Below are 23,925 nucleotides of genomic sequence, written 5' to 3'. Positions count from 1 at the left end.
GGCGCGCCGGGGCCGGTGCGCGGTGCGTGGAGACCGCGAGCGCTTCCCCGCTGGAACCGGGTGGGTCACCGGCCCCAGCATTGAGGCGCCCGGAGGCGAAATCGCCTCAAAAAGGTCAGTGCCCGCCCTGCTCCTGCAGGCGCTTGAAGGAGCGCTCGATCTCCGCCTCGGCCTCGGTGCGGCCGACCCAGTTGGCGCCCTCGACGGACTTGCCGGGCTCCAGGTCCTTGTAGACCTCGAAGAAGTGCTGGATCTCCAGGCGGTCGAACTCGGAGATGTGGTGGATGTCGCGCAGGTGCTCGACACGCGGGTCCGACGCCGGCACGCACAGCAGCTTGTCGTCGCCGCCCGCCTCGTCCGTCATGCGGAACATGCCGATGGCGCGGCACTTGATCAGGCAGCCCGGGAAGGTCGGCTCGTCCAGGATGACCAGGGCGTCCAGCGGGTCGCCGTCCTCGCCGAGGGTGTTCTCGACGAAGCCGTAGTCGGTCGGGTAGCTGGTCGAGGTGAAGAGGCGACGGTCCAGACGGATCCGGCCGGTCTCGTGGTCCACCTCGTACTTGTTCCGCGAACCCTTCGGGATCTCGATGGTGACGTCGAACTCCACGTCCTGCTCCTCCATGATCACGTTGCTTCGAGTGACAGCGCGTCCACCCGGGGGCCGGGGTGCCATGCTCGCGGCAAGACGCAGTGGTTAAGTGTCCCTCACGCAGTCGTGTGATCGCGAAAGGGGCTGGTCCGAGGTGCCGCTGACAAGGACGTGGCAGCTCGCTGCGGGGTCCGCCGTGGCGGGCCTCGCCCTGGCGGTCGGCGCCGTTGCCGCGGCCGGGCCCTGGGACTCGGGCCAGCGTAAGGCCGAGCGGGACTGGGCTGCGGCCCAGGGCCGCACGGGTGGCGCAGATCACGGCCTCCAGGAAGGTCCCGGCAAGGTCCCGGCGGGCCTCCCGCAGCCCGTGGCGGCGCCCAGCGCGCCCGGAGTGCTGCAGGGGCTCGGCACCGCCGCGGTCACCCCGGCCGGGGCGACCGCGCTGGCCAGGGCACTGGCCCCGCTGCTCGGCGACGCCGGGCTGGGGACCACCCGTACCGCCTGCGTCGTGGACGTGGCCACCGGACGGTTGCTGTACGGGTCCGACGAGGCCCGCCCCATGACCCCGGCCTCCACCACCAAGATCGCGACCGCCCTCGCGGTACTCGCCGCCCGCGGCGCCGAGTACCGCATCGAGACCCGGGTCCTCGCCGACCCCGACGCCCGTCGCGTCGTCCTGATCGGCGGCGGCGACCCGACCCTGACCGCGCGCACGCCGCGGGGCGCGGGCGGCCCGGCCGCCGGCACCCCCGGCCCCCCGCCGTCCCCCACCGGCCCGCCGCCCACCTCCGCCAAGGCCCCCGCCACGGCCACCCCCGCCTCCCCACGCCCCCTGGTCCCCGCACCCGGCCCCGCCGCACCCCCGGCCGCCCTGCGCGCCTCCGGCGGCCCCGGTGCCACCGGCGGCAGCCTCGTCGAGCTCGCCGACCAGACCGCCCGGCAGCTCAGGGCCCGCGCCGTGACCTCCGTACGGGTGGACTACGACACCGGCCTCTACTCGGGACCCGCCACCCACCCCATCGGCGCCGGCAACGAGAACATCGCCCCCGTGAGCGCCCTGATGGCCGACGAGGGCCGGCTGGACGGCTCCGCGGCCGGCCCCGCCCCCCGCGCCCAGGACCCGGCCGCAGCGGCCGCACGCACCTTCGCCGGGCTGCTCGCCGACCGCGGCGTACGCGTGACCGGCACCCCGGCACCCGGCCGCCCCGCCCCCAAAGCCACCCCGGTGGCCGCCACCGCGTCCGCGCCCCTCTCCGTACTCGTCGAACGCATGCTGACCGAGAGCGACAACGACCTGGCCGAGGCGCTCGCCCGCCAGACCGCCCTCGCCGCCGGGCAGCCCGCCAGCTTCGAAGGCGCCGAGCGCGCCGTCACCACCCAGCTCCGCGGCCTCGGCGTCGACCTGCGCGGCGCCCGCTTCGCCGACGGCAGCGGCCTCAGCCGGCAGGACCGGGTCAGCGCGGCCCAGCTCACCGCCCTGCTCGCCCGCGCGGCCGACCCGGCCCGCGCCGAACTGCGGCCCGTCCTCACCGGACTGCCGGTGGCCGGCTTCACCGGCACCCTGCGCGCCCGCAACGCCGACGACTCCCCGGCCGCCGGCCTGCTGCGCGCCAAGACCGGCACCCTCAAGGGCGTCAACTCCCTGGCCGGCACCGTGGTCGACCCGACCGGACGGCTGCTGGCCTTCGCGTTCCTCGCCGACGGCACGCCCGGCCCCGGCGCCGCCCAGCCCGCCCTGGACCGCCTCGCCGCGGCCGTCGCCACCACCACGCAGTGAGGCCGCACCCCTCTACGGATGGCCGTTCGTCCACGTACGGTTGACGTATGACGAGCATCGGTGGTGCGGAGATGGTCGACTGGAACCTCGCGGTCTCGACCGCGACCCGGCTGGTCCGGCCCGGCCCTGAGGTCACCCGGGACGAGGCACGGGCCGTCGTGGCCGAGCTGCGGCGGCACGCCAAGGCGGCCGAGACGCACGTCCGCGGCTTCGTGCGGATGATGCCCGAGGACGCACCGGTGGAGGACACCCCCGTGCTCGTCGTCGACCGCGCGGGCTGGGCCAAGGCCAACGTGGCCGGCTTCCGGGAACTGCTGAAACCACTGCTCGACAAGATGCAGGAGCGCCGCGGCAGCACCGGCGGCGTGCTCGGCGCCGTCGGCGGCAAGGTCACCGGCGTCGAGCTGGGAATGCTGCTCAGCTTCCTGGCCTCCCGCGTCCTCGGCCAGTACGAGACCTTCGCGCCGGTCAGCCGCGACCTGCCCGGCTCCGCCACCGGCGGCGGGCGGCTGCTGCTCGTCGCGCCCAACATCGTCCACGTCGAGCGGGAGCTGGACGTCGCCCCCCACGACTTCCGCCTCTGGGTGTGCCTGCACGAGGAGACCCACCGCACCCAGTTCACCGCCGTGCCCTGGCTGCGCGACCACCTCGAAGGCGAGATCCAGGCCTTCCTCGGCGCCACCGAGATGGACCCCTCGACCGTCCTGGAGCGGCTGCGGGAGGCCGCCCAGGCCTTCGCCGGCGCCCGCCCGGACGACGAGGCGGCGGACGGCGGCCGCTCGCTCGTCGAGGTCGTGCAGACCCCCGAGCAGCGCGAGATCCTCGGCCGCCTCACCGCCGTGATGTCCCTGCTCGAAGGCCACGCCGACTTCGTCATGGACGGGGTCGGGCCCGAGGTGGTGCCCTCGGTCGCGGAGATCCGCGAGAAGTTCCAGAAGCGCCGCGCCAGCGGCGCCGGCCGGCTCGACGCGGCGCTGCGCAGGTTCCTCGGGCTCGACGCCAAGCTCCGCCAGTACCGCGACGGCGAGCGCTTCGTACGCGCCGTCGTGAACCAGGTCGGCATGGACGGCTTCAACCGCGTCTGGACCTCCCCCAACACCCTCCCCACCAAGACGGAGATCGCCAGCCCGTCCGACTGGGTCCAGCGGGTGCACCGCAAGGCGAGTGAACCGGAGTGACGCAAAGCGACCAATGATGTCTCCCAGAGCGGCTCAGCATCACCCATCCGAGGGACCGTGAGCCGTGGATAGGCGTGCGATGCTCAGGGAACGGCTCGGCTCTGTCACCATCGACGCACTCTGAGTGACGTCCCGGTCTCCGGGTCCAGGCTCCGGACCCCTGCTCCGGGCCCACTCCCGAGCGCACCACCCGAGCACCACCCCGAGGCACCCCAACTCCACCGAAGGGCACCGGACATGGGTCCCCATCCTGCGGTCGCGGCGATACGCCTGGCGGTCCGCCGCGTACTCCACGACGTACTCACCGACCACGAGCAGCGCCACACCGGCGCCACGGGCGCCACCCGCCCCCTGGTGCTCGTCGCCTGCTCCGGCGGCGCCGACTCGATGGCGCTCGCCTCCGCACTCGCCTTCGAGGCCCCCAAGCTCTCCGTCCGCGCCGGCGGCATCACCGTCGACCACGGGCTCCAGCCCGGCTCGGACCTGCGCGCGGCCGAGGTCGTCACCCGACTGACCGCGCTCCGCCTCGACCCGGTCGAATCCGTCGCCGTGCGCGTGGGCCGGGACGGCGGACCCGAAGCCGCCGCCCGCGACGCCCGGTACGCCGCCCTGGACGAAGCCGCCGAGCGGCTCGGCGCCGCCGCGGTCCTGCTCGGCCACACCCGCGACGACCAGGCGGAGACCGTGCTGCTCGGCCTCGCCCGCGGCTCCGGCATCCGCTCCCTCTCCGGCATGGCCGAGAAGTCCGCCGGCACCGGATCGGGCGTCACCGGCCGCTACCGCCGCCCCTTCCTGAACATCGACCGGCAGACCGCCCGCAAGGCCTGCATGGTCCAGTCCCTGCCCGTCTGGGACGACCCCCACAACGCGGACCCCGCCTACACCCGCTCCCGGCTGCGCCACGAGGGACTGCCCGCCCTCGAAAAGGCCCTCGGCAAGGGAGTCGTCGAGGCACTCGCCCGCACCGCCCAGCTCTCCCGGGACGACGCCGACGCGCTCGACGCCTGGGCCGCCCAGGCCGACACGTCCGTACGCGACGACGCGGGCCAGCTGGAGTGCGCGAAGCTGTACGCCCTGCCCCCCGCCGTACGCCGCCGGGTGCTGCGCAGGGCGGTCGTCGCGGCCGGTTCCCCCGCCGGATCGCTCTTCGCCCGTCACATCGAGGAAGTCGACCGGCTGATCACCGGATGGCGCGGTCAGGGAGCCATCAACCTGCCCGGCCGCGTCGAGGCCCAGCGGCAGGGTGGCAGACTTGTCATCCGGCAGGGCTGAAGCACGGCTGAGTCCTCCGGGGCCTCCCCGGAACCCCGGCCGACAACGAAAGTGATACGGGTGGACGAGAAGGACATGGGCAGCGACCTGGCGTCGGTGCTCATCACCAAGGAAGAGATCGACGCGAAGCTGGCCGAGCTGGCCGCGAAGATCGACGCGGAGTACGCGGGCAAGGACCTGCTCATCGTCGGTGTCCTCAAGGGCGCCGTGATGGTGATGGCGGACCTGGCACGCGCCTTGTCCACCCCGCTCACCATGGACTGGATGGCCGTCTCCTCGTACGGCGCCGGCACGCAGTCCTCGGGCGTGGTCCGGATCCTCAAGGACCTGGACACCGACATCAAGGGCAAGCACGTCCTGATCGTCGAGGACATCATCGACTCGGGCCTGACGCTGTCCTGGCTGCTGTCGAACCTCGGCTCGCGCGAGCCGGCCTCCCTCGAGGTCGTCACACTGCTCCGCAAGCCCGACGCGGCCAAGGTCGCGATCGACGTGAAGTGGGTCGGCTTCGACATCCCGAACGAGTTCGTCGTGGGCTACGGCCTCGACTACGCGGAGAAGTACCGCAACCTCCCGTTCGTGGGCACGCTCGCCCCGCACGTCTACGGCGGCTGACGGCCACGCTGCACGACACCCCGGCGGCTCCGCGCCGCCGGGGAACCCCTCCCGCGTTCCCGCCGTTGGAGCATGCGAAGGCGGATTTGTCAGCCGTCCCATCAGGCCACGGGTGACAATGCTGGGGTACCTTCCGAAGAACAGTCTTTACTCACAGCAGCATTTACCTACGGGCAGGAGGGACGGGGCGATCACCGCCCCGTATGGATGGACGTGAAGCGAATCTTCCGTGGGCCGGTCATGTGGATCGTGCTGGCCGTCCTCGCCGTGGTCGTGTTGATGAACGTCGTCGGCTCGGGTGGCGGCTACAAGTCGGTGGACACCAGCAAGGTTCTGAGCGCGATCAGCCAGAACCAGGTCAAGCAGGCGAGCCTGACCACCGGCGACTCTCAGATGATCAAGATCGAGCTGAAGGACGGCCAGAAGCTCGACGACGAGAGCGGCAGCAAGTTCCAGGCCAACTACATCGGGGACCAGGGCGTCCAGATCGCCCAGGACCTCCAGACCAAGTCCGACGGCGGCCAGATCCCCGACGGCTACTCCGTCACGCCGGACAAGACCAACCCGTTCCTGGGCGTGCTGCTCTCCCTGCTGCCGTTCGTCCTCATCGTCGTGGTCTTCCTGTTCCTGATGAACCAGATGCAGGGCGGCGGATCCCGGGTGATGAACTTCGGGAAGTCCAAGGCCAAGCTCATCACCAAGGACACCCCGAAGACGACCTTCGCCGACGTGGCGGGGTCCGACGAGGCGGTCGAGGAACTCCACGAGATCAAGGAGTTCCTGCAGGAGCCGGCCAAGTTCCAGGCCGTCGGCGCCAAGATCCCCAAGGGCGTGCTGCTCTACGGCCCGCCCGGCACCGGCAAGACCCTGCTGGCGCGCGCCGTCGCAGGTGAGGCGGGCGTCCCGTTCTACTCGATCTCGGGCTCCGACTTCGTCGAGATGTTCGTCGGCGTCGGTGCCTCCCGGGTCCGCGACCTCTTCGAACAGGCCAAGGCGAACGCCCCGGCGATCGTCTTCGTCGACGAGATCGACGCCGTCGGCCGTCACCGCGGTGCCGGCCTCGGCGGTGGCCACGACGAGCGCGAGCAGACCCTCAACCAGCTCCTCGTCGAGATGGACGGCTTCGACGTGAAGGGCGGCGTCATCCTGATCGCCGCCACGAACCGGCCCGACATCCTCGACCCGGCACTGCTCCGCCCGGGCCGCTTCGACCGGCAGATCGCGGTCGACCGCCCGGACATGCAGGGCCGTCTGGAGATCCTCAAGGTCCACCAGAAGGGCAAGCCGGTCGCCCCGGACGTCGACCTCTCGGCCGTCGCCCGGCGCACCCCCGGCTTCACCGGTGCCGACCTGTCCAACGTCCTGAACGAGGCCGCGCTCCTCACGGCCCGCTCGGACAAGAAGCTGATCGACAACCACATGCTGGACGAGGCGATCGACCGCGTCGTGGCGGGCCCGCAGAAGCGGACCCGGATCATGTCGGACAAGGAGAAGAAGATCACCGCGTACCACGAGGGCGGACACGCCCTGGTCGCGGCGGCTTCCCCCAACTCCGACCCGGTCCACAAGATCACGATCCTGTCCCGCGGCCGGGCACTGGGCTACACCATGGTCCTGCCCGACGAGGACAAGTACTCCACGACGCGCAACGAGATGCTCGACCAGCTGGCCTACATGCTGGGCGGCCGCGCGGCCGAGGAGCTGGTCTTCCACGACCCGACCACCGGCGCCGCGAACGACATCGAGAAGGCCACTGCCACGGCCCGCGCGATGGTCACGCAGTACGGCATGACGGAGCGCCTCGGCGCGATCAAGTTCGGCGGTGACAACACCGAGCCGTTCCTGGGCCGCGAGATGGCGCACCAGCGCGACTACTCGGAAGAGGTCGCGGCGCTGGTCGACGAAGAGGTCAAGAAGCTCATCGAGACCGCGCACAACGAGGCCTGGGAGATCCTCGTCGAGAACCGCGACGTCCTCGACAACCTGGTCCTCGCGCTGCTGGAGAAGGAGACGCTGGGCAAGGAGGAGATCGCCGAGATCTTCTCGACCATCGTCAAGCGCCCGGCCCGCCCCGCGTGGACCGGCTCCTCCCGCCGCACCCCGTCGACCCGCCCGCCGGTGCTCTCTCCCAAGGAGCTCCAGCTGACGAACTCGGCGAACGGCACCTCGACCGGCACCGTCTCCACGGAGAAGGGCATCGAGGTGGCTCCGGAGGACCGCCCCGAGGTGTGACCTCCGCCCCGGAATGGATGCCGCGCCCCACCAGGTTCTAGCCTGGTGGGGCGCGGCATTTTCGTATGCCCGTGTGACGAAGACAGGAACGAGGCACAGATGACCGACCCAGTGACCCTGGACGGCGAGGGCACGATCGGCGAGTTCGACGAGAAGCGCGCCGAGGCCGCCGTCCGCGAGCTGCTCATCGCGGTCGGCGAGGACCCGGACCGCGAAGGCCTCCTGGAGACCCCGGCCCGCGTGGCACGCGCGTACCGGGAGATCCTGGCCGGCCTGTGGCAGCGACCGGAGGACGTCCTGACGACGACGTTCGACCTCGGACACGACGAGATGGTCCTGGTGAAGGACATCGAGATCGTTTCGCTCTGTGAACATCATCTCCTCCCGTTCCACGGTGTAGCCCATGTGGGTTACATCCCGGCCGAGAGCGGCAAGATCACGGGGCTGTCGAAGCTGGCGCGCCTCGTCGAGGTCTACGCCCGCCGCCCGCAGGTGCAGGAGCGCCTGACCACGCAGGTCGCGGACTCCCTGATGGAGATCCTCGAGGCGCGCGGCGCGATCGTCGTCATCGAGGCCGAGCACATGTGCATGTCGGTCCGCGGCATCCGCAAGCCGGGCGCCAAGACCACCACGTCGGCCGTCCGCGGCCAGCTCCGCGACCCCGCCACCCGCAATGAGGCGATGAGCCTGATAATGGCGCGCTAGCCGGATTGTCAGTCCTGCCCGATACCGTCCCTGACCAGATCGTTCTGGTCAGGGGGCGGGCATGGGGGGATTTCCGAGCAAGCAGATGGTGAACGCCGTCGGGGGGTGTGCCCGGGCACGGGCCGTCACGCCCGGCGACCGGTTGTGGACGCTGGACGAGGACCGGACGGTGGAGACGGCCGTCACCGAGGTCACGGCCGTGAAGACCCGTGATCTGGTGGAAGTCGTCACCGCCGGCGGCACGCTCCTGGCGGCCCCCGACCAGTTGCTCGTTGCCGAATCCGGGCCGGTTCCGGCCCGGGCGGCACTCGGCAGCGAAATCGCGTGGACGCAGGCGCGCAAGTTGTGCCGGGAGCGCCTGGACATCCGGCCCGGATACGAGTTCGGCTACTTCGTCGGGGCCACCTGCGCCGACGGCACCGTCGGCCGGGGGTACGTCTCGCTGGTGGTGAACGACCGCGCCTTCGCCACCAAGTACGCGGACTGCCTGTCCACGGCGACGGGGCTGGCGGCCAGGCTGGAAGCCGTCACGCGGCCTTCCGGCTTCCTGATGAGCGATGTCCCGGGCTTCCGGGTCCGGGTCGTCTCGTCGTTCCTGGTGGACGCCGTGCGCCAGTACGTGGGCGGGGACGCCCATCACATGCGGCAGCGCTTCCCACGCGTCGTATTACGGGATCAGATCACCTTCGCCGGGTTTCTCGACGGCTACGCAGATGGTGACGGCCATCGGCTCGGGAACTGGGACGCGCGGGCGATCGTGAGCGCCAACGTCCCGTTCCTCACGGAACTGGCGCAGATCGTCGGGGCACGCTTCACACCGAGCGAAGTGCCTGGGCGGGCTTCGCGCCTCTACGTGTCCGATCGCTGGCCGAGCCGGGGAACGTTCAAGGCCGAGCACCACCCCCTGCTTCCGGGGGAGCGTGGCTGGGCCCGGGTCGAGGCCGTACGCCCCCGGAAGGCCGTCGGCACGAAGCCCTTCACCCTCTACAGCTACCGCCTCGCGCCCCACCCCGGGTTCCTCGTGAACGGGCACCTCGTCCGCATGGACTGGTGAGGGGGTCAGGCGCGGGCGGGGGCCTTGTCGTCGTCGTTGTCGTCCGGGAGGCGGCAGACGCGCTCCAGGAAGAGGGCGGCGGCGATGACGGCGGCGCCGGCGAGGACCGCGAAGCCCGCGTAGATGGCCTGGTCGCGGCGGGCGGGGACCTCCAGGGCCTCGGTGGCGAGGAAGATGCCCACGCCGCCGTAGAGGCCGCTGACGACCGCCGAGACCAGCGCGCTGGCCTGGCCGAAGACCACCGCGCGGGCCGCCATCAGGGGCTCGACGCCCTTGGCGCCGGGCCGCCGCTCGCGCTGGGCCTTCAGCCGGGCGCGCAGCGAGAGGGCGGTCGCCAGCAGGACCACGGCGATCACGGCGAGCACGATGGGTGCCGCGAGGGGCACGCCGGGCAGGCTGCCGTACGCGTTCCAGAGCTTCGCCGCGGACCAGGCCAGGACCGCGGCGATCACGAAGATCCCGGCCAGGACCTTCAGCCTCAGTTGCTTCACGTTGCCCGTTCCCCGCTTTCCGCTCCTCCGGCAGTCCACAGGCTAACGACTATTCGGGCAGGCGCAGTTCCAGGTCGGCGCGCGGCGCGACGCCGGCGGTGCCGAGGGCGGTGAGCAGGGCCCCCACCGGGCCGTGGCCGGGGAGCTGGGCGGCCGGGTCCGTGTCGTGCCAGGGGGCCAGGACGAAGGCGCGCTGGTGGGCCCGCGGGTGCGGGAGGGTGAGGACCGGGTCGTCGGAGAGCACGTCGGCGTAGCTGATGATGTCGACGTCGATGGTGCGGGGGCCCCAGCGCTCCTCGCGGACGCGGTCGAAGGCCTCCTCGATGGCCTGGCCGCGCTCCAGGAGGGAGCTGGGCGGCAGCGTGGTCTTGAGGATCACGACGGCGTTGAGGTAGGAGGGCTGGGAGCCGGGGTCGACGCCCCAGGGCTCGGTCTCGTAGACGGGGGAGACGGCCTTGACCCGGACGCCGGGGGTGTCGCCGAGGGCGTCGATCGCGCCTTGGAGGGTGTCCAGGCGGTTGCCGAGGTTCGAGCCGAGGGCGACGACGGCGAGTTTGGGGTTGGACAGCGTCACGTCCGCCGCGTCGACGGTCTCCACCACGGAGGCGGGCACGGGCTGGACGGTGGGATCGCTCTGGGCGTGGTTCATCCGCGGCTCCGGGTGATGGTGATGGTCACGTCGTCGAAGGGGACCGTGATCGGTGCGTCCGGCTTGTGGACGACGACCTCGACCTCGGCGACCGCCTCGTGCTTCAGGCACTGCTGGGCGATCCGCTCGGCGAGGGTCTCGATCAGGTCGACGGGCTCGCCCTGGACCACGTCGACGACCTCTTCGGCCACCACGCCGTAGTGGACGGTCTTCGCCAGGTCGTCGTCGGCCGCCGCGGGGCGGGTGTCGATGTGCAGCACCAGGTCGACGATGAAGGTCTGGCCCTCCTCGCGCTCCCGGGGGAAGACGCCATGGTGCCCGCGGGCCTTCAGGCCGCGCAGCGCGACACGATCCACGCGAATCACTCCTGCTTTTCGTAGGTTCTTCCGGTCCCGGGACTGCCCGGGACCTTGGGCCTACGCCGAGTGCGGTCGGCGTCGTCCTCCTTCGAATCTACCTGCGAAGGACGGCACCGCTTGCCCATGGGGGTCAGGAGGGGCCGTTTTCCTCGTCTTCTTCGGACTCGGTGAGGACGGGAGAGGCGTGGTGGGACCACACGCGCCACCCGTCCGATGTGCGTCGGAACACATTCGTCGCGACGACCAGCTGGCCGACGAGCGGGCCGAGCTCGCCGCCGTCCTCGGCGGGGCCGCCGCTGAGGATGTTCTCCGTGCAGGTGACGACGGCGGTGTCGCCGATCACGGTGACCTTGGTGTCGGTCAGGAAGAACTGGATGTACTCCGTGTTCGCCATGATCAGCGCGTATGAGCGGAGCACCTCGCCGCGGCCGCTGAGGGCGGGCCAGCCGGGGTGGACGCAGGAGATCTCGTCGTCCAGCCAGAGGGCGGACAGCTCGTCGAAGTCGCCGCGTTCCATGGCCTCGTAGAAGGCCGTGTTGGCCTGCTCGACGGCGTCGATGTCGGACTGGGGACGGGTCACCGGGCGGCGCCCTCGACGGCGCGGGCGACGCGGACGGCGTCGGCGGTGGCCCGTACCTCGTGGACGCGGACGGCCCAGGCGCCTTCGTGGGCGGCGATGGCGGAGACGGCGGCGGTGGCGGCGTCCCGCTCGCGGGCGGGCGGCGGGGCGGCGCCGTCGGCGCCGGCCAGCACCCGGCCGAGGAAGCGCTTGCGGGAGGCGGCGACCAGGACGGGCCGGCCGAGGGCGCGCAGTTCGCGGAGGTGGGCGACGAGCGCGAGGTCGTGTTCGGCGTGTTTGGCGAAGCCGAGGCCGGGGTCGACGACGAGGCGCTCGGGGGCGATGCCGCCGTCGATCACGGCGTCCATGCGGGCCCGCAGTTCGGCGGTGACCTCGGCGACCACGTCGTGGTAGACGGCGCGGCTGTTCATGTCCTCGCTGAAGCCGCGCCAGTGCATCACCACGAAGGGGACGCCGGTGTCGGCGACGGCGGGGATCATGCGCGGGTCGGCGAGGCCGCCGCTGACGTCGTTGACCAGGACGGCGCCCGCGGCGACGGCCTGTTCGGCGACGGCTGCGCGCATGGTGTCGACGGACACGGTGACGCCCTCGGAGGCCAGTCCGCGTACGACGGGCACGACCCGGCGGAGCTCCTCGTCGGCGTCGACGCGGGTGGCGCCGGGCCGGGTGGACTCGCCGCCGACGTCGACGAGGTCGGCGCCCTGGGCGACGAGGTCGAGGCCGCGCTTGACGGCGGCGGTGGTGTCGAACCAGTGGCCGCCGTCGGAGAAGGAGTCGGGGGTGACGTTGACGACCCCCATGACCGCACAGCGGTCCCACTCGGGCAGGCCGGTGACCCGGCCCCTGGCGTCCGCTCCCGGCAACGTGTTCATGGCATCAAGGGTAGGGCCGTCGGGGTGGCCGCACGCAGCCCGGACCTGGCGTCCGGGGGGCCCGCCTGCCCGCCGGCACCGCCCGCGCTCACGCTCCCGCAGCCCGCCCCTCTCGCTCATGCAGCCTGGACCTCGCATTCTTCGGCGGTCCGGGTACGGGCGGTCCTGGCCGGCGCCGGGGTTCCGGCGGCCGGTGCCGGGGCGGCGGTCAGGTGCTGGCAGGGCCTCGGCTGCCGTGCGGGGCGGCGGCGGGGGAAGAGCCGGGGCAGGGCGAGGGTGACGAAGCCCTCGGCCTGCATGGCGGCGAAGCCGATGCGGGGCAGGTCGCGGGTGGTGCGGAAGACGACGAAGCGGGGCTCCCAGCGGGGGCGGAACTTCGCGTTGAACTTGTACAGCGACTCGATCTGGAACCAGCGGGAGAGGAAGACGAGCAGTCCGCGCCACACGCGCAGCACGGGGCCGGCGCCGATCTTCTCGCCGCGGGCCAGCGCGGAGCGGAACATCGCGAAGTTCAGCGAGACCCGTTCGATGCCGAGCTGGGGGGCGGCGGCGAGGGCGGCGACGATCAGGAGCTCGTTCATGCCGGGGTCGGCGGAGCGGTCGCGGCGCATGAGCTCCAGCGACATGCCGTCCTTGCCCCAGGGGACGAAGTGCTGGATGGCTTTGAGGTCGCCGTACGGGCTGGTGTCGCCCTCCTCGGTGCGGTGGGCGGTGACGATGACGCAGTCGCCGTCGCCGGGGTCGCCGACCCGGCCGAGTGCCATGGAGAAGCCGCGCTCGGTGTCGGTGCCGCGCCAGGCCTCGGCGGCGCCGCGGACGGCGGTCAGCTCGTCCTCGGTCAGTTCGGCGACCCGGCGCACTTTGGTCGTGTAGCCGTTGCGCTCGATGCGCTTGACCATCTGGCGGACGTTGCGCATGGCGCGGCCGCCGAGGGAGAAGTCCTTGACGTCGACGATGGCCTCGTCGCCGAGTTCGAGGGCGTCCAGGCCGGTCTCGCGGGTCCAGACCTCGCCGCCGGTTTCGCTGCAGCCCATGACGGCGGGGGTCCAGGAGTGGGCGCGGGCCTCCTCCATGAAGCGTTCGATGGCGCCGGGCCAGGCCTCGACGTCGCCGATGGGGTCGCCGGAGGCGAGCATCACGCCGGAGACGACGCGGTAGGTGACGGCGGCCTTGCCGCTGGGGGAGAAGACGACGGCCTTGTCTCGGCGGAGGGCGAAGTGGCCGAGGGAGTCGCGGCCGCCGTGCCGGGTGAGCAGTTCGCGCAGCCGGGCCTCGTCGTCCTCGGTGAGGCGGGCGGCCGGGTGCTCGGGGCGGAAGGCGAGGTAGATGGTGGTGATGGCGGTCAGCATGCCGAGGGCGCCGAGGGAGTAGCCGACGGTCCAGCTCACCCGTCCGGCGTAGTCGACGGGGCCTTCGATGCCGAAGAGGCCGTATACGACGTGGGCGAGCTGCTCGGCGATGCCGGGGTCGCCGATCACGCGGCGCGGGTGCGAGTTGACGATGACCAGGCCGAGGCCGATGGACCCGGCGCTCATCAGCACGAAGTTGGCCAGGGCCTTCCAGCGGCTGCGCGGGTCGGGCAGGGCGTCGAACTCACTGCGGTGCCGCAGCAGCAGGGCGAGGAGCACGGCGGCGATCAGGACGCCGATGACGGAGTGCCGGTAGGTGAACTGCGCCACGGCGCCGGCGGGCAGCAGCACGACGGCGGCCCGCCAGGCGCGGCGCTTGCGCCGCTTGAGCCCGTGGGCGAGGAGGAGCAGCAGTACGCCGGCGCTGATCGCGAGGGCCGCGGCGAAGGGGCCGAGGGCGCCGGGGAGCACCTCGGCGACGGCGTGGACGCGGCTGTGACGGAACCGCGGGAAGACGCCCGCGGCGATGTCGAGGAGGCCCACGAGGGTGCAGGCCGCGCCGACGAGACGGGGTACGGACTCGGGACGTGGGCCGCGGAGGAAGCGGCGCACCTGGCTCGGAACCTGTCCCGACTTATCGCCATCTATCCTGCTAGACATCGCTTCCTGCAGCTCCGCGAGAGATCCTGTGACCGAAGGCCACAGCGGCTTCCGGACATGTGCGACCACTAGGACGGCACAGAGCGGGAGCGGGTTCACTGACGCAAGAAGAAAAAACTCGTCCCGCCTTCAGAAAGTCGCTGACTGCATCATGGGTCTCACCAGCAATACGGTTCTGGCGCTGGCCGTCGCCGCGGGAGTGCTGCTCTTCGCGGCGACCGTCTGGTTCTGGCCGCGGTTGTCGGGCCGCACGTGGCGTGCGGTGGCCGGCCGGGTGGCGCTGCTGCTCGCGACGCAGCTGGCGCTCTTCTCGGCGGTGGGGCTCGCCGCGAACAAGTCCTTCCTCTTCTACGGCTCGTGGGCCGATCTGCTCGGCCGGGAGACGGCGCCGGGGGTGGTCGTCGACCATTCGGCCGGCAGCAAGGACATCAGGGTGGTCGGCACGCAGAAGCTGGACGTGCCGGGCGGTGCCCGGCCGGCGGTCGGCGGCCAGATACAGAAGGTGGTCGTCGCCGGGGAGAAGTCGAAGATCACCAGCCCGGCGTACGTCTACCTGCCCCCCGAGTACTTCCAGCCGCAGTTCGCCGGGAAGAACTTCCCCGCGTCGATCGTGCTGACCGGCTACCCGGGCACCGCGGAGAACCTGATCAAGGGGCTGAACTACCCGATGACGGCCTACAAGCAGGCCAAGGCGGGGAAGATGCAGCCGATGATCCTGGTGATGCTGCGGCCGACCGTGGCGCCCCCGCGGGACACCGAGTGCGTGGACATACCCGGTGGCCCGCAGACCGAGACCTTCTTCGCGAAGGACCTGCCCAAGGCCGTCACCGAGACGTACCGGGTGGGCAGGGAGGCCCGGAACATGGGCTTCATCGGCAACTCGACCGGCGGCTACTGCGCCCTGAAGATGGGCATCCACCACGCGGAGACCTTCGGTGCCGCCGCGGGCCTGTCCGCGTACTACAAGGCCGCCGAGGACCCGACCACCGGTGACCTCTTCCACGGCGACAAGGCCCTGCGGGCCCGCGCGAACCTGCTGACCAGCCTGAAGGCGAAGCAGCCCGCGAAGACCTCGTTCCTGGTGACCAGTTCGGAGACGGGCGAGGGGAACCTGGGCGACACGAAGAAGTTCATCGCGGACGTGAAGTCCCCGGACCGCGTCTCGTCGATCATCCTCGACAGCGGCGGCCACAACTTCAACACCTGGCGCCGCGAGATACCGCCGATGCTGGTGTGGATGAGCGGCCGCATCGAGGCCTGAGGCCCGTCCCGGCCCGCGGCCTGATCCGAAGGAAGGGCCTAGGGGTCCGCCGAGGCCCGGCGCAGTGCGCGGTGCACCGACAGCGGGGTGAGTACGCCGACCAGCGCGCCCGAGCCGGGATCCGTGACCCCCACCCGCCCGGAGTCCTCCTGGAGCAGCAGCGCGAGCGCCTCCCGCAGCGAGGCGCCCAGGGGGAGCCGTACGCCGGGCGTGCCGTCCCCGGGCTCCGCGGGCTCCAGGTCGGCGCGGCCGACGGGGGTGACCGCCAGCCGCTTGAGGCCGCGGTCGGCGCCGACGAAGGAGGCCACGTACGGGGTGGCGGGGGAGCCCAGCACCTCGGCGGGGGCGGCGAACTGCTCGATGGTGCCCTGTCCGTAGACGGCGATCCGGTCGCCGAGCCGGACGGCTTCCTCCAGGTCGTGGGTGACGAGCAGGATCGTCTTGCGGACCGTGCGCTGGAGGGCGAGGAACTCGTTCTGGAGGCGTTCGCGGACCACCGGGTCCACGGCCCCGAAGGGCTCGTCCATGAGCAGCACCGGCGGGTCGGCGGCCAGGGCGCGGGCCACGCCGACGCGCTGGCGCTGGCCGCCGGAGAGCTGCTCGGGGTAGCGGGGGCCGTACACGGCGGGGTCGAGGCCGACGAGTTCGAGGAGTTCGGCGGCGCGGGCGCGGGCCCGGTCCTTCTTCACTCCCAGCAGGTGTGGGACGGTGGCGGTGTTCTCCAGCACGGTCTTGTGCGGGAAGAGGCCGACCTGCTGGATGACGTAGCCGATGCGGCGGCGGAGTTCGACCGGGTCGGCGCCGGCGATGTCGTGGCCGTCGAGGAGGATCCGGCCGGAGCTGGGCTCGATGAGCCGGTTGACCATCTTCATCGTGGTGGTCTTGCCGCAGCCGGACGCGCCGACGAGGGTGACGAGTTCGCCCTCCGCCACCTCGAAGGAGAGGTCGTCGACGGCGGTGGTGCCGTCCTCGTACTGCTTGCTCACCTGCTCGAATCGGATCACGCCTGCCATCCTCGCGCATCCCGGACGGCCCCGTGTGAAGGGAGTGTTGCCCGCGTGCGAAGGATCCCGGGTGTTGTCGGTGACCGGGGTTATGGTCGGGAGCGAGACGGGGGTGAAGGGATGGCAGCGCCGAACTGCCTGGTTGCGAACGACTGGATCTGCTGGGAGTACGTCCGTTCGCGCAGCCAGGAGCTGACCGACGCCACGCTGCAGCACGTGTGGATCACGCTCGCCTCGGTGCTGATCGGGGTGGCCGTGTCCGTGCCGCTCGCGCTCCTCGCGCGGCGCGGGCGGCGGTGGGCGGCGCCGGTGCTGACCGTGACCACCCTGCTCTACACGGTGCCCTCGCTGGCGATGTTCTCGCTGCTGCTGCCGCTCTTCGGACTGTCGGCTGCGCTCGTGGTGACCGGGCTGGTGCTGTATTCCCTGACGATCCTGGTGCGGAACGTGCTGGCCGGTCTTGAGGCCGTGCCGGAGGAGGTCCGGGAGGCCGCCCGCGGGATGGGGTACGGGCCGGGGCGGCTGCTGTGGCAGGTGGAACTGCCGCTGGCGCTGCCCGCGTTGCTGGCCGGGGTGCGCATCGCGACCGTTTCGACGGTGGCGCTGACCACGGTGGGCTCCATCGTCGGCGCGGGCGGCCTGGGCAACCTCATCGCGCCGGCCGTGCAGAGCTCGTTCAAGGCGCAGGTGCTGACCGCCTCCGTGCTGTGCGTGCTGCTGGCGCTGGCCGCCGACCTGCTGCTGCTCGGCGTGCAGCGGCTGGTGACGCCCTGGACCCGTGCGGCGAAGGGGGCCTGAGCGATGTCCGTACCCGCCGGGACGTGGCGGTGGCTGAGCGACTCGGGCCACTGGTCGGGGGAGTCGGGCGTGTGGCACCGGCTCGCCGAGCACGCGTACGTCAGCGGGGTGGCCCTCGCGGTGGCCTGTGCGGTGGCGCTGCCCGTGGGGCTGTGGCTGGGCCACGTGGGCCGGGGCGGGGCGCTGGCCGCGCAGGTGTCCAACGTGGGGCGCGCGGTGCCGGTGTTCGCGGTGCTGGCGCTGTTCATGGTCTCCCCGCTGCGGAACGCCGGTTACCTTCCGACGATCACGGCGCTGGTGCTGTTCGCGGTGCCGCCGCTGCTGACCAACGCGTACGTGGGCGTGCGGGAGGTGGACCGGAGCGTGGTGGAGGCCGCCCGGGGCATGGGCATGTCCGGCGGACAGGTGTTCCGGCGGGTCGAACTGCCGCTGGCCAGGCCGCTGGTGATGACGGGGCTGCGGTCCGCCGCGGTGCAGGTCGTGGCCACGGCGACCATCGCGGCCATGGTCGGCCAGGGCGGTCTCGGCCGGATCATCACCGCGGGCTTCACCACGTACGACACCCCGCAGGTCGTGGCGGGGGCGCTGCTGGTGGCCCTGCTGGCCCTGGTCGTCGAGGGGGTGCTGGTGCTGGGCGACCGGCTGCTGTGGCCGGTCCGCCGCCGCTGACCCGTGCCCGTGGCCCGTGTCCCGCGTTTCCGAGCCCCCGACCGTCCGCCGTCCGCCGTTCGTCCTTCTGCTGTGATCGGAGTTCTCATGTCCAAGACCACGCGCCTGCTCGGCGCCGCACTCGGGGTGCTGGCCCTGACCGGTTCGCTCGCCGCGTGCGGCGGCGAGAGCCTGGAGAAGAGCAAGGAGGGCGGCTCCTCGGCCCCCGCCGGCTCGGGCGGAAAGGGCTCGCTGGTCATCGGTGCGGCCGGGTTCACCGAGTCCAACGTGCTGGCGGAGCTCTACGCCCAGGTGCTCAAGGACGCGGGCTACGGCACCTCGATCAAGACGGTGAGCAACCGCGAGCTGTACGAGCCGGCCCTGGAGAAGGGCGAGATCGACGTCGTGCCGGAATACGCGGCCACGCTCGCCGAGTTCCTGAATGCCAAGGTGAACGGCCCGAAGGCACCCGAGGAGAAGCCGGTCGCGTCGAGTGACGTGGCGGGCACGGTGGCCGCTCTGGAGAAGCTCGCGGGCCCGCTGGGGCTGAAGGCCCTTCCGGCCGGCGGGGCGGTCGACCAGAACGCCTTCGCCGTGAGCGGGGAATTCGCCCGGAAGAACAACCTGAAGACCCTTTCGGACCTCGGCAGGTCGAAGCTGAAGGTGAAGATCGCGGCTGGTGACGAATGCGCGGTCCGGCCGTTCTGCGCGGTGGGTCTGAAGGCCACATACGGAATCGATGTTTCCGGTATCGACCCCAAGGGAGTCGGTACCCCGCAGGCCAAGCAGGCCGTCAAGGACGGCGTTGACCAGCTGGTTCTCACCACGACCACCGACGCGACGCTGGAGGCTTTCGGGCTGGTGCTGCTGGAGGACGACAAGAAGCTGCAGAACGCCGACAACGTCCTTCCGGTGGTGAATGCGAAGGATGCCGGAAGTCCCGAGATCGCCGCCGCGCTCGCGAAGTTGACCAAGGCCCTGACCACGGCGGATCTCGTCGAACTCAACCGCAAGGTCGACGCGGAGCGGGCCAAACCGGCCGATGTCGCCGAGGCGTACTTGACGGAGAAGGGGCTGATTGCGAAGTAGCCCTTCCGCGTATGGGTAACCGCCTGGGAACAGATTGCCGGGCGGTTACCCCACGGCATGCCCACGCACTGTAAATTTCAGGCCATGCCACGTGGACGCCACCGCCATTCGCCGCCCCTGCACAGGCTGCTGACCCCCACGACAGTCGCCGGTGTGTCGCTCACGAGCGCCGCCGTCGCCTGGCTGCTGGCGGAACCGGTGGCCCTCCGCCTCCTGGTCGCCCTCACCGCGGCCGCCGGCGTGACCGGCGCCGTCGTGATGCGCAACTGGGACCGGGCCGCGGGCCGTCGCGTCGCCGAGCTGACCCGCGAACGGGTGCGAGAGGAGTGGCGCAGCGAGGACCGCATCGCGGAGCTGGAGTCCGAGCTGGAGGAGTCCCGCGCGGTACGGGCCCGGCTGGACGCCAAGCTGCGGGCCAAGCGCGTCGAACTGGCGGGCCTGCGCGGGGAGCACGCGGCCCTGCTGCGCCGCTACGCCACCGCGGAGACCGAGCGCGCCAGCGCCCTGGAGGGGCGCCGCCTGCTCGCCATCGAGGTCTCGGCGCCCGCCGGCGCCAAGGAGCTGCCGGCCCCCTCCGAGGAGCGCACGACGGCCGGCGCCCCGACCCCGGTGGGCTACGCCCGCGCGCACGCGGCGATGGCCGCGCTGGCCCGCAAGGCCGAGACGAGGAAGCAGACCCGGGCGGTGGGCCCGGGCAGGACCCCGGCGGCCCTGCCCGCGCCGCGCCCCGGCGGCGGCAACGGCGGCGGCGACGGCAAGAGCAACCGTTCCGGCGGGGAGGCCACCGCGGCGGACGGGGCCGCTTCCGGCTCCGACGCCCCGGCCGCACCCGAAGGCGAGCACGCCCGGCCCGGCGCCCCCGCGCTGCCCGAGCGCCGCCGGCAGGCCGTGGTCGCCCCGTACGCGGGTTCCCGTACGGCCTCCCGCGTGGAGGGCGGCTTCGACTTCTTCGGCACCAAGACCGCGGCCCAGGCCAAGGCCGCCATCGAGGCCGTGCAGAACGAGGACCTGGCCGACGTGGTCGGTGCCGAGGCCCTCGCGGTCCACAAGGCGGAGTCGGCCGACCCGGAGTTCAAGCCGCGCGAGGCCGGGCACCGCGCCGTCGGCCAGGTCATCGACCTGACCGCGCACGACGAGACCGAGGCCATCGACGTCGGCGCCCTGCGCACGGCGATCTCGTAGGCCCCGAGGGGCCATGAGCGAGGAGCACGACGCCGGGGCCGGCCGCGACGAGCTGGTCCGGCTGCTGTGGGGCCCGCCCGCGGGTCCCCGCCGCGGCCCCAAGCCGGCGCTGACCCTGCACGGGATCGCCCGGGCCGGGATCGGGATCGCCGACGCCGAGGGGCTGCCGGCCCTGTCCATGCAGCGGGTGGCGGAGCAGCTGGGCAAGACCAAGATGTCGCTCTACCGCTACGTGCCGGGGCGGGCCGAACTGGTCGCGGTGATGGTGGAGAACGCGATCGGCGGGCCGCCGCCGGCCGGTGGGGGCGGCTGGCGCGAGCGCCTCGCCGCCTGGGCCCGGGACCTGTACGCGGCCTTCCTGCGCCACCCCTGGCTGCTGGACGCCACCGTCGGCCCCCGGCTGCTGGGTCCGGTGGAGCTGTCCTGGATGGAGAGCGCCCTGACCGCCCTCGACGGCACCGGCCTCACCGGTGCGGAGCGGCTGGACGCCGTGGCGGTGCTGGCGAGCCACGTACGCGGCATCGCCGACCAGGCCCGCGCCGCGGCGCCCGGCGCCGACACCGAGGCCGGCCTGCTGTCCGCGCTGGACGGCGTCCTGCACGACCACGCCGACCGCTACCCCGCCTTCCTCGACGCCCTCGCCACCACCCCGCCGGGAGCGCAGGGCCAGGCGCTGGAGTTCGGCCTCCGCGCCTTCCTGGACGGCCTGGGCGTCCTGATCGCCCGCCGCTCCGGAGCGCAGGACCCGCCGGCTCAGCCCGCGTAGGTCCCGATCAGCCGGGCCAGGTGCTCGCCCGCCGTGTGCAGCGGCGCCTCGTCCCGGGTGACCTGGGCGGTCACCTCGGCTCCTTCGAGGGTGTTGATGACGGTCACGGCCAGCTGCCGGGCGTCGGCCTCGGCGATCCCGCCCGCGACCAGCCGCTCCGCCACGATGGCCTGCCAGTCGCGGAAGGCGCGGGCGCAGGCCTCCTGGATGTCGGGGAGCCGGTCGAGGGTCTCCAGCGCGGTGGCCGTCACGGGGCAGCCGTCCGCCCACTGGGAGGAGTGCAGGGCCTTCGCGAGCAGCGCGGCGACGGCCCGTACCGCCTCGGCCGGGTCGGTCTCCGACTCCAGGCCGTCGCGGAGCAGTGCCGCGAACTCCTCGTTGCCGAACTGGACGGCGGCCACCGCCAGTTCCTGCTTGCCGCCGGGGAAGAAGTGGTAGAGCGAGCCGAGGGTGGCCTCCGCCTCGCGCACGATCTGCTTGATCGGCGCGTTCTCGTACCCCTGGTGCTGCATCAGCCGTGACGCGGTCCTGACCAGGCGGTCCCTTGTCCCCAGTGTCATGGGCGCAGCGTACCCCACTCACTAAATAGAGCGTTCGCTCTAGAGCCTGTGCTACGGTCGGTCCCACGTTCTGGATAGAGCGTTCGTTCTAGTGGTGCTTCACGAGTGTCTCAAGGGGAGAGTCATGGGCAAGCGAGCTGTGAGCGTGATCGGTCTGGGCCCGATGGGGCAGGCCATGGCCGAGGCCTACCTGGCCGCCGGCTACGAGGTGACCGTCTGGAACCGCACCCGTGCCAAGGCGGAGCCCCTGGCCGCGCGGGGCGCGACGGTGGCCGGCTCGGTGGGGGAGGCGCTGGCCGCCGGGGGACCGGTGCTGCTGAGCCTGATCGACACCGACGCGATGTACCCGACGCTCGGCGACGCCGACCTCTCGGGGCGGGTGCTGGTCAACCTGTCGTCCGACAGCCCGGAGAAGGTGCGGGCGGCCGCGCGGTGGGCGGCCGGGCGGGGCGCCTCGTACCTGGTCGGAGCCATGAACATCCCGCCCTCGGGCATGGGCAAGCCCGAGTCCTCCGCCTTCTACAGCGGTCCGCGCGAGCTGTACGAGGCCCTGCGCGCCGATCTGGAGGTGCTGACCACCCCCGACTTCCGGGGCGAGGAGCCGGGGCTGGCGGCGCTCTACTACCAGCTCAACATGGTGGTGTTCTGGAGCTCGATGACCGGCTGGATCCAGGCGGTGGCGCTGGCGGAGGCCAACGGCCTGACGGCCGCCGACTTCCTGCCGTACGCCACGTACACCGCCGACAGCATGCGCGGGTTCATGGACTTCTACGCGCCCCGCGTCGACGCGGGCGACCACGGCGGTGAGGTCGACCGGCTCACGATGTGCCTGGCCAGCGTGGAGCACATCCTGCACACGCTGGAGGAGTCGGGGAACGACACCTCGCTCCTCGCGGCGCACGCCGAACTCTTCCGGCGCGGGGTCGCCGCCGGGCACGGCGCCGACAGCAACACCAGCCTGGTGCGGCTGCTGCGGTCGCCCGCGGCAGCCTGACGGCCCGCGGGGCCGGGCGCGGCCGGCGGTCGGGGCCCGGCGCCGCCGGCCGGGCGCCGGGGTGAGGCGCCGCCGAGCTGTCCGCCGGGGTCCGGTGCCGCCTACTTGTCGATGTCGCCCACGACGAAGAAGAGCGAGCCGAGGATCGCGACCATGTCCGCGACCAGGGTGCCGGGCAGCAGCTCCACCAGGGCCTGGATGTTGTTGTAGGACGCGGAGCGCAGCTTCAGGCGGTACGGCGTCTTCTCGCCCTTCGAGACGAGGTAGTAGCCGTTGATGCCGAGCGGGTTCTCGGTCCACGCGTACGTGTGGCCCTCGGGGGCCTTGAGGACCTTGGGCAGCCGCTGGTTGACCGGGCCCGGCGGCAGCTGCTCCATCCGGTCGAGGCAGGCCACGGCGAGGTCGAGCGCGTTGTGCGTCTGGTCGAGCAGCACCTCGAAGCGGGCCAGGCAGTCGCCCTCGGTCCTGGTGACCACCTTCAGGGTGTCCTGGAGCTCGCCGTAGGCCAGGTACGGCTCGTCGCGGCGCAGGTCGAAGTCGACGCCCGAGGCGCGGGCGATCGGCCCGCTCACGCCGTACGCGTGGACCGTCTCGGCCCGCAGGACGCCGACCCCGCGGGTCCGGCCGCGGAAGATCTCGTTGCCGCGGACCAGGTCGTCGTACACGTCCATCCGGCTCTGGACGTCGGCGATGGCGGCGCGGGCGCGGCCCAGCCAGCCGAGCGGCAGGTCCTCCTTGAGGCCGCCGACCCGGTTGAACATGTAGTGCATGCGGCCGCCGGAGATCTCCTCCATGACCGCCTGGAGCTCCTCGCGCTCGCGGAACGCGTGGAAGATCGGGGTGATGCCGCCCAGCTCCAGCGGGTACGAGCCGAGGAACATCAGGTGGTTGAGCACCCGGTTCAGCTCGGCGAGCAGCGTGCGCATCCAGACGGCCCGCTCGGGGACCTCCATGCCGAGCATCCGCTCGACGGCCATGACCACGCCCAGCTCGTTGGAGAAGGCGGACAGCCAGTCGTGGCGGTTGGCCAGCATGACGATCTGGCGGTAGTCGCGCGCCTCGAAGAGCTTCTCGGCGCCGCGGTGCATGTAGCCGACCACGGGTTCCGCGCTGCTGATCCGCTCGCCGTCGAGGACGAGCCGGAGGCGCAGCACGCCGTGCGTGGAAGGGTGCTGAGGCCCGATGTTGAGCACCATGTCGGTGCTCTCCGCCGCGCCGCCGATGCCGACCGTGGTCTCCGTCAT

At 72.2% G+C, this 23,925-nt stretch carries 24 protein-coding genes; 14 read left to right on the top strand and 10 right to left on the bottom strand.

The genetic code is table 11. The features are described from left to right. Positions 1-115: 115 nt before the first annotated feature. A complete protein-coding gene (locus ACIQUQ_RS09200) occupies positions 116-607 on the bottom strand; it encodes an inorganic diphosphatase (RefSeq protein WP_125541818.1) in 492 nt (163 codons plus the stop codon). Between the two features lie 136 nt (positions 608-743). On the opposite strand from ACIQUQ_RS09200, the gene dacB reads away from it, so the two are divergent. From dacB to ACIQUQ_RS09165, 7 genes are all read left to right on the top strand, one after another. Beyond that, complete coding sequence (gene dacB / locus ACIQUQ_RS09195) at positions 744-2,363, top strand: D-alanyl-D-alanine carboxypeptidase/D-alanyl-D-alanine-endopeptidase (RefSeq protein ID WP_403973068.1); 1,620 nt, start codon at positions 744-746, stop codon at positions 2,361-2,363. A gap of 47 nt (positions 2,364-2,410) precedes the next feature. Beyond that, positions 2,411-3,541 carry a zinc-dependent metalloprotease gene (locus tag ACIQUQ_RS09190; RefSeq protein ID WP_403973066.1) on the top strand — a complete coding sequence of 377 codons (1,131 nt, stop codon included), beginning with the start codon at positions 2,411-2,413 and terminating at the stop codon, positions 3,539-3,541. 237 nt (positions 3,542-3,778) lie between these two features. After that, positions 3,779-4,813 carry a tRNA lysidine(34) synthetase TilS gene (gene tilS / locus ACIQUQ_RS09185; RefSeq protein ID WP_403973063.1) on the top strand — a complete coding sequence of 345 codons (1,035 nt, stop codon included), beginning with the start codon at positions 3,779-3,781 and terminating at the stop codon, positions 4,811-4,813. A 75-nt stretch (positions 4,814-4,888) separates the two neighbouring features. Next, a complete protein-coding gene (gene hpt / locus ACIQUQ_RS09180; protein WP_389476676.1) occupies positions 4,889-5,428 on the top strand; it encodes a hypoxanthine phosphoribosyltransferase in 540 nt (179 codons plus the stop codon). A 207-nt stretch (positions 5,429-5,635) separates the two neighbouring features. Beyond that, on the top strand, positions 5,636-7,660 hold the full coding sequence (gene ftsH / locus ACIQUQ_RS09175) for an ATP-dependent zinc metalloprotease FtsH (RefSeq protein ID WP_403973060.1): 2,025 nt from the start codon (positions 5,636-5,638) through the stop codon (positions 7,658-7,660). A 99-nt stretch (positions 7,661-7,759) separates the two neighbouring features. Then, complete coding sequence (folE, locus tag ACIQUQ_RS09170) at positions 7,760-8,365, top strand: GTP cyclohydrolase I FolE (RefSeq protein ID WP_399946729.1); 606 nt, start codon at positions 7,760-7,762, stop codon at positions 8,363-8,365. A 61-nt stretch (positions 8,366-8,426) separates the two neighbouring features. Then, positions 8,427-9,419 (top strand): hypothetical protein, encoded by a 993-nt coding sequence (locus ACIQUQ_RS09165; protein WP_403973058.1) that lies wholly within the window; start codon positions 8,427-8,429, stop codon positions 9,417-9,419. Between the two features lie 5 nt (positions 9,420-9,424). On the opposite strand, the gene ACIQUQ_RS09160 is transcribed toward ACIQUQ_RS09165, so the two are convergent. From ACIQUQ_RS09160 to ACIQUQ_RS09135, 6 genes are all read right to left on the bottom strand, one after another. Beyond that, positions 9,425-9,910 carry a DUF3180 domain-containing protein gene (locus tag ACIQUQ_RS09160; RefSeq protein WP_399946725.1) on the bottom strand — a complete coding sequence of 162 codons (486 nt, stop codon included), beginning with the start codon at positions 9,908-9,910 and terminating at the stop codon, positions 9,425-9,427. Between the two features lie 49 nt (positions 9,911-9,959). Continuing rightward, positions 9,960-10,559 (bottom strand): 2-amino-4-hydroxy-6-hydroxymethyldihydropteridine diphosphokinase, encoded by a 600-nt coding sequence (folK, locus tag ACIQUQ_RS09155; protein ID WP_403973055.1) that lies wholly within the window; start codon positions 10,557-10,559, stop codon positions 9,960-9,962. Further along, complete coding sequence (folB, locus tag ACIQUQ_RS09150; RefSeq protein ID WP_399946721.1) at positions 10,556-10,915, bottom strand: dihydroneopterin aldolase; 360 nt, start codon at positions 10,913-10,915, stop codon at positions 10,556-10,558. Before folB ends, folK begins: the two co-directional genes overlap by 4 nt. Positions 10,916-11,048: 133 nt before the next feature. Further along, positions 11,049-11,498, bottom strand: a complete 450-nt coding sequence (locus ACIQUQ_RS09145; protein WP_403973053.1) for a nuclear transport factor 2 family protein — start codon at positions 11,496-11,498, stop codon at positions 11,049-11,051. Continuing rightward, the gene (gene folP / locus ACIQUQ_RS09140; protein ID WP_403973051.1) at positions 11,495-12,370 is read right to left on the bottom strand and encodes a dihydropteroate synthase; all 876 of its coding nucleotides are present in this window, start codon (positions 12,368-12,370) and stop codon (positions 11,495-11,497) included. Before folP ends, ACIQUQ_RS09145 begins: the two co-directional genes overlap by 4 nt. A 116-nt stretch (positions 12,371-12,486) precedes the next feature. Continuing rightward, complete coding sequence (locus ACIQUQ_RS09135) at positions 12,487-14,379, bottom strand: phosphatidylglycerol lysyltransferase domain-containing protein (protein ID WP_403973049.1); 1,893 nt, start codon at positions 14,377-14,379, stop codon at positions 12,487-12,489. Between the two features lie 151 nt (positions 14,380-14,530). Here ACIQUQ_RS09135 and ACIQUQ_RS09130 point away from each other — a divergent pair, with 151 nt between their 5' ends. Beyond that, positions 14,531-15,640, top strand: a complete 1,110-nt coding sequence (locus tag ACIQUQ_RS09130) for an alpha/beta hydrolase (RefSeq protein ID WP_403973047.1) — start codon at positions 14,531-14,533, stop codon at positions 15,638-15,640. A 38-nt stretch (positions 15,641-15,678) separates the two neighbouring features. Here ACIQUQ_RS09130 and ACIQUQ_RS09125 read toward each other — a convergent pair whose 3' ends face one another. Further along, a complete protein-coding gene (locus ACIQUQ_RS09125) occupies positions 15,679-16,644 on the bottom strand; it encodes an ABC transporter ATP-binding protein (RefSeq protein ID WP_403973044.1) in 966 nt (321 codons plus the stop codon). Positions 16,645-16,764: 120 nt separating this feature from the next. Here ACIQUQ_RS09125 and ACIQUQ_RS09120 point away from each other — a divergent pair, with 120 nt between their 5' ends. The 5 genes from ACIQUQ_RS09120 to ACIQUQ_RS09100 all read left to right on the top strand — a co-directional run bounded on the left by ACIQUQ_RS09120 (position 16,765) and on the right by ACIQUQ_RS09100 (position 21,127). Continuing rightward, positions 16,765-17,442, top strand: coding sequence for an ABC transporter permease (locus ACIQUQ_RS09120; protein WP_403973042.1), 678 nt, complete (start codon positions 16,765-16,767; stop codon positions 17,440-17,442). 3 nt (positions 17,443-17,445) lie between these two features. Then, positions 17,446-18,111 (top strand): ABC transporter permease, encoded by a 666-nt coding sequence (locus ACIQUQ_RS09115; RefSeq protein ID WP_403973040.1) that lies wholly within the window; start codon positions 17,446-17,448, stop codon positions 18,109-18,111. An 87-nt stretch (positions 18,112-18,198) separates the two neighbouring features. Beyond that, entirely contained in the window at positions 18,199-19,179 is a 981-nt protein-coding gene (locus ACIQUQ_RS09110; protein WP_403973038.1) for an ABC transporter substrate-binding protein, read from the top strand. Between the two features lie 153 nt (positions 19,180-19,332). Continuing rightward, positions 19,333-20,361, top strand: a complete 1,029-nt coding sequence (locus ACIQUQ_RS09105) for a hypothetical protein (RefSeq protein ID WP_403973036.1) — start codon at positions 19,333-19,335, stop codon at positions 20,359-20,361. A gap of 13 nt (positions 20,362-20,374) precedes the next feature. Then, positions 20,375-21,127: a TetR/AcrR family transcriptional regulator gene (locus ACIQUQ_RS09100; protein WP_403973034.1), complete on the top strand. Its 753-nt coding sequence runs from the start codon at positions 20,375-20,377 to the stop codon at positions 21,125-21,127. Here the strand turns inward: ACIQUQ_RS09100 and ACIQUQ_RS09095 are convergent. Beyond that, positions 21,115-21,687 carry a TetR/AcrR family transcriptional regulator gene (locus ACIQUQ_RS09095; RefSeq protein ID WP_403973032.1) on the bottom strand — a complete coding sequence of 191 codons (573 nt, stop codon included), beginning with the start codon at positions 21,685-21,687 and terminating at the stop codon, positions 21,115-21,117. The genes ACIQUQ_RS09100 and ACIQUQ_RS09095 overlap by 13 nt on opposite strands. A gap of 124 nt (positions 21,688-21,811) precedes the next feature. Here ACIQUQ_RS09095 and ACIQUQ_RS09090 point away from each other — a divergent pair, with 124 nt between their 5' ends. After that, positions 21,812-22,681 carry an NAD(P)-dependent oxidoreductase gene (locus ACIQUQ_RS09090; protein WP_403973029.1) on the top strand — a complete coding sequence of 290 codons (870 nt, stop codon included), beginning with the start codon at positions 21,812-21,814 and terminating at the stop codon, positions 22,679-22,681. 101 nt (positions 22,682-22,782) lie between these two features. Here ACIQUQ_RS09090 and ACIQUQ_RS09085 read toward each other — a convergent pair whose 3' ends face one another. Next, the gene (locus ACIQUQ_RS09085; RefSeq protein ID WP_403973027.1) at positions 22,783-23,925 is read right to left on the bottom strand and encodes an NADH-quinone oxidoreductase subunit D; all 1,143 of its coding nucleotides are present in this window, start codon (positions 23,923-23,925) and stop codon (positions 22,783-22,785) included.

This window comes from Streptomyces sp. NPDC101118 (assembly GCF_044759445.1).
In the GTDB taxonomy this organism is placed as follows: Bacteria; Actinomycetota; Actinomycetes; order Streptomycetales; family Streptomycetaceae; genus Streptomyces.
Note: the sequence above shows the minus strand (reverse complement) of the source record. Positions and strands in the feature narration are given on the sequence as shown.

What these genes read in the sequence shown, in the direction of transcription:
- ACIQUQ_RS09190 (WP_403973066.1), top strand. Translation starts at nt 2,411, where the DNA reads ATGACGAGCATCGGTGGTGCGGAGATGGTCGACTGGAACCTCGCGGTC.
- tilS (WP_403973063.1), top strand. Translation starts at nt 3,779, where the DNA reads ATGGGTCCCCATCCTGCGGTCGCGGCGATACGCCTGGCGGTCCGCCGC.
- hpt (WP_389476676.1), top strand. Translation starts at nt 4,889, where the DNA reads ATGGGCAGCGACCTGGCGTCGGTGCTCATCACCAAGGAAGAGATCGAC.
- ftsH (WP_403973060.1), top strand. Translation starts at nt 5,636, where the DNA reads ATGGACGTGAAGCGAATCTTCCGTGGGCCGGTCATGTGGATCGTGCTG.
- folE (WP_399946729.1), top strand. Translation starts at nt 7,760, where the DNA reads ATGACCGACCCAGTGACCCTGGACGGCGAGGGCACGATCGGCGAGTTC.
- ACIQUQ_RS09165 (WP_403973058.1), top strand. Translation starts at nt 8,427, where the DNA reads ATGGGGGGATTTCCGAGCAAGCAGATGGTGAACGCCGTCGGGGGGTGT.
- folK (WP_403973055.1), bottom strand. Translation starts at nt 10,559, where the DNA reads ATGAACCACGCCCAGAGCGATCCCACCGTCCAGCCCGTGCCCGCCTCC.
- folP (WP_403973051.1), bottom strand. Translation starts at nt 12,370, where the DNA reads ATGAACACGTTGCCGGGAGCGGACGCCAGGGGCCGGGTCACCGGCCTG.
- ACIQUQ_RS09135 (WP_403973049.1), bottom strand. Translation starts at nt 14,379, where the DNA reads ATGTCTAGCAGGATAGATGGCGATAAGTCGGGACAGGTTCCGAGCCAG.
- ACIQUQ_RS09130 (WP_403973047.1), top strand. Translation starts at nt 14,531, where the DNA reads ATGGGTCTCACCAGCAATACGGTTCTGGCGCTGGCCGTCGCCGCGGGA.
- ACIQUQ_RS09120 (WP_403973042.1), top strand. Translation starts at nt 16,765, where the DNA reads ATGGCAGCGCCGAACTGCCTGGTTGCGAACGACTGGATCTGCTGGGAG.
- ACIQUQ_RS09115 (WP_403973040.1), top strand. Translation starts at nt 17,446, where the DNA reads ATGTCCGTACCCGCCGGGACGTGGCGGTGGCTGAGCGACTCGGGCCAC.
- ACIQUQ_RS09110 (WP_403973038.1), top strand. Translation starts at nt 18,199, where the DNA reads ATGTCCAAGACCACGCGCCTGCTCGGCGCCGCACTCGGGGTGCTGGCC.
- ACIQUQ_RS09100 (WP_403973034.1), top strand. Translation starts at nt 20,375, where the DNA reads ATGAGCGAGGAGCACGACGCCGGGGCCGGCCGCGACGAGCTGGTCCGG.
- ACIQUQ_RS09095 (WP_403973032.1), bottom strand. Translation starts at nt 21,687, where the DNA reads ATGACACTGGGGACAAGGGACCGCCTGGTCAGGACCGCGTCACGGCTG.
- ACIQUQ_RS09090 (WP_403973029.1), top strand. Translation starts at nt 21,812, where the DNA reads ATGGGCAAGCGAGCTGTGAGCGTGATCGGTCTGGGCCCGATGGGGCAG.
- ACIQUQ_RS09085 (WP_403973027.1), bottom strand. Translation starts at nt 23,925, where the DNA reads ATGACGGAGACCACGGTCGGCATCGGCGGCGCGGCGGAGAGCACCGAC.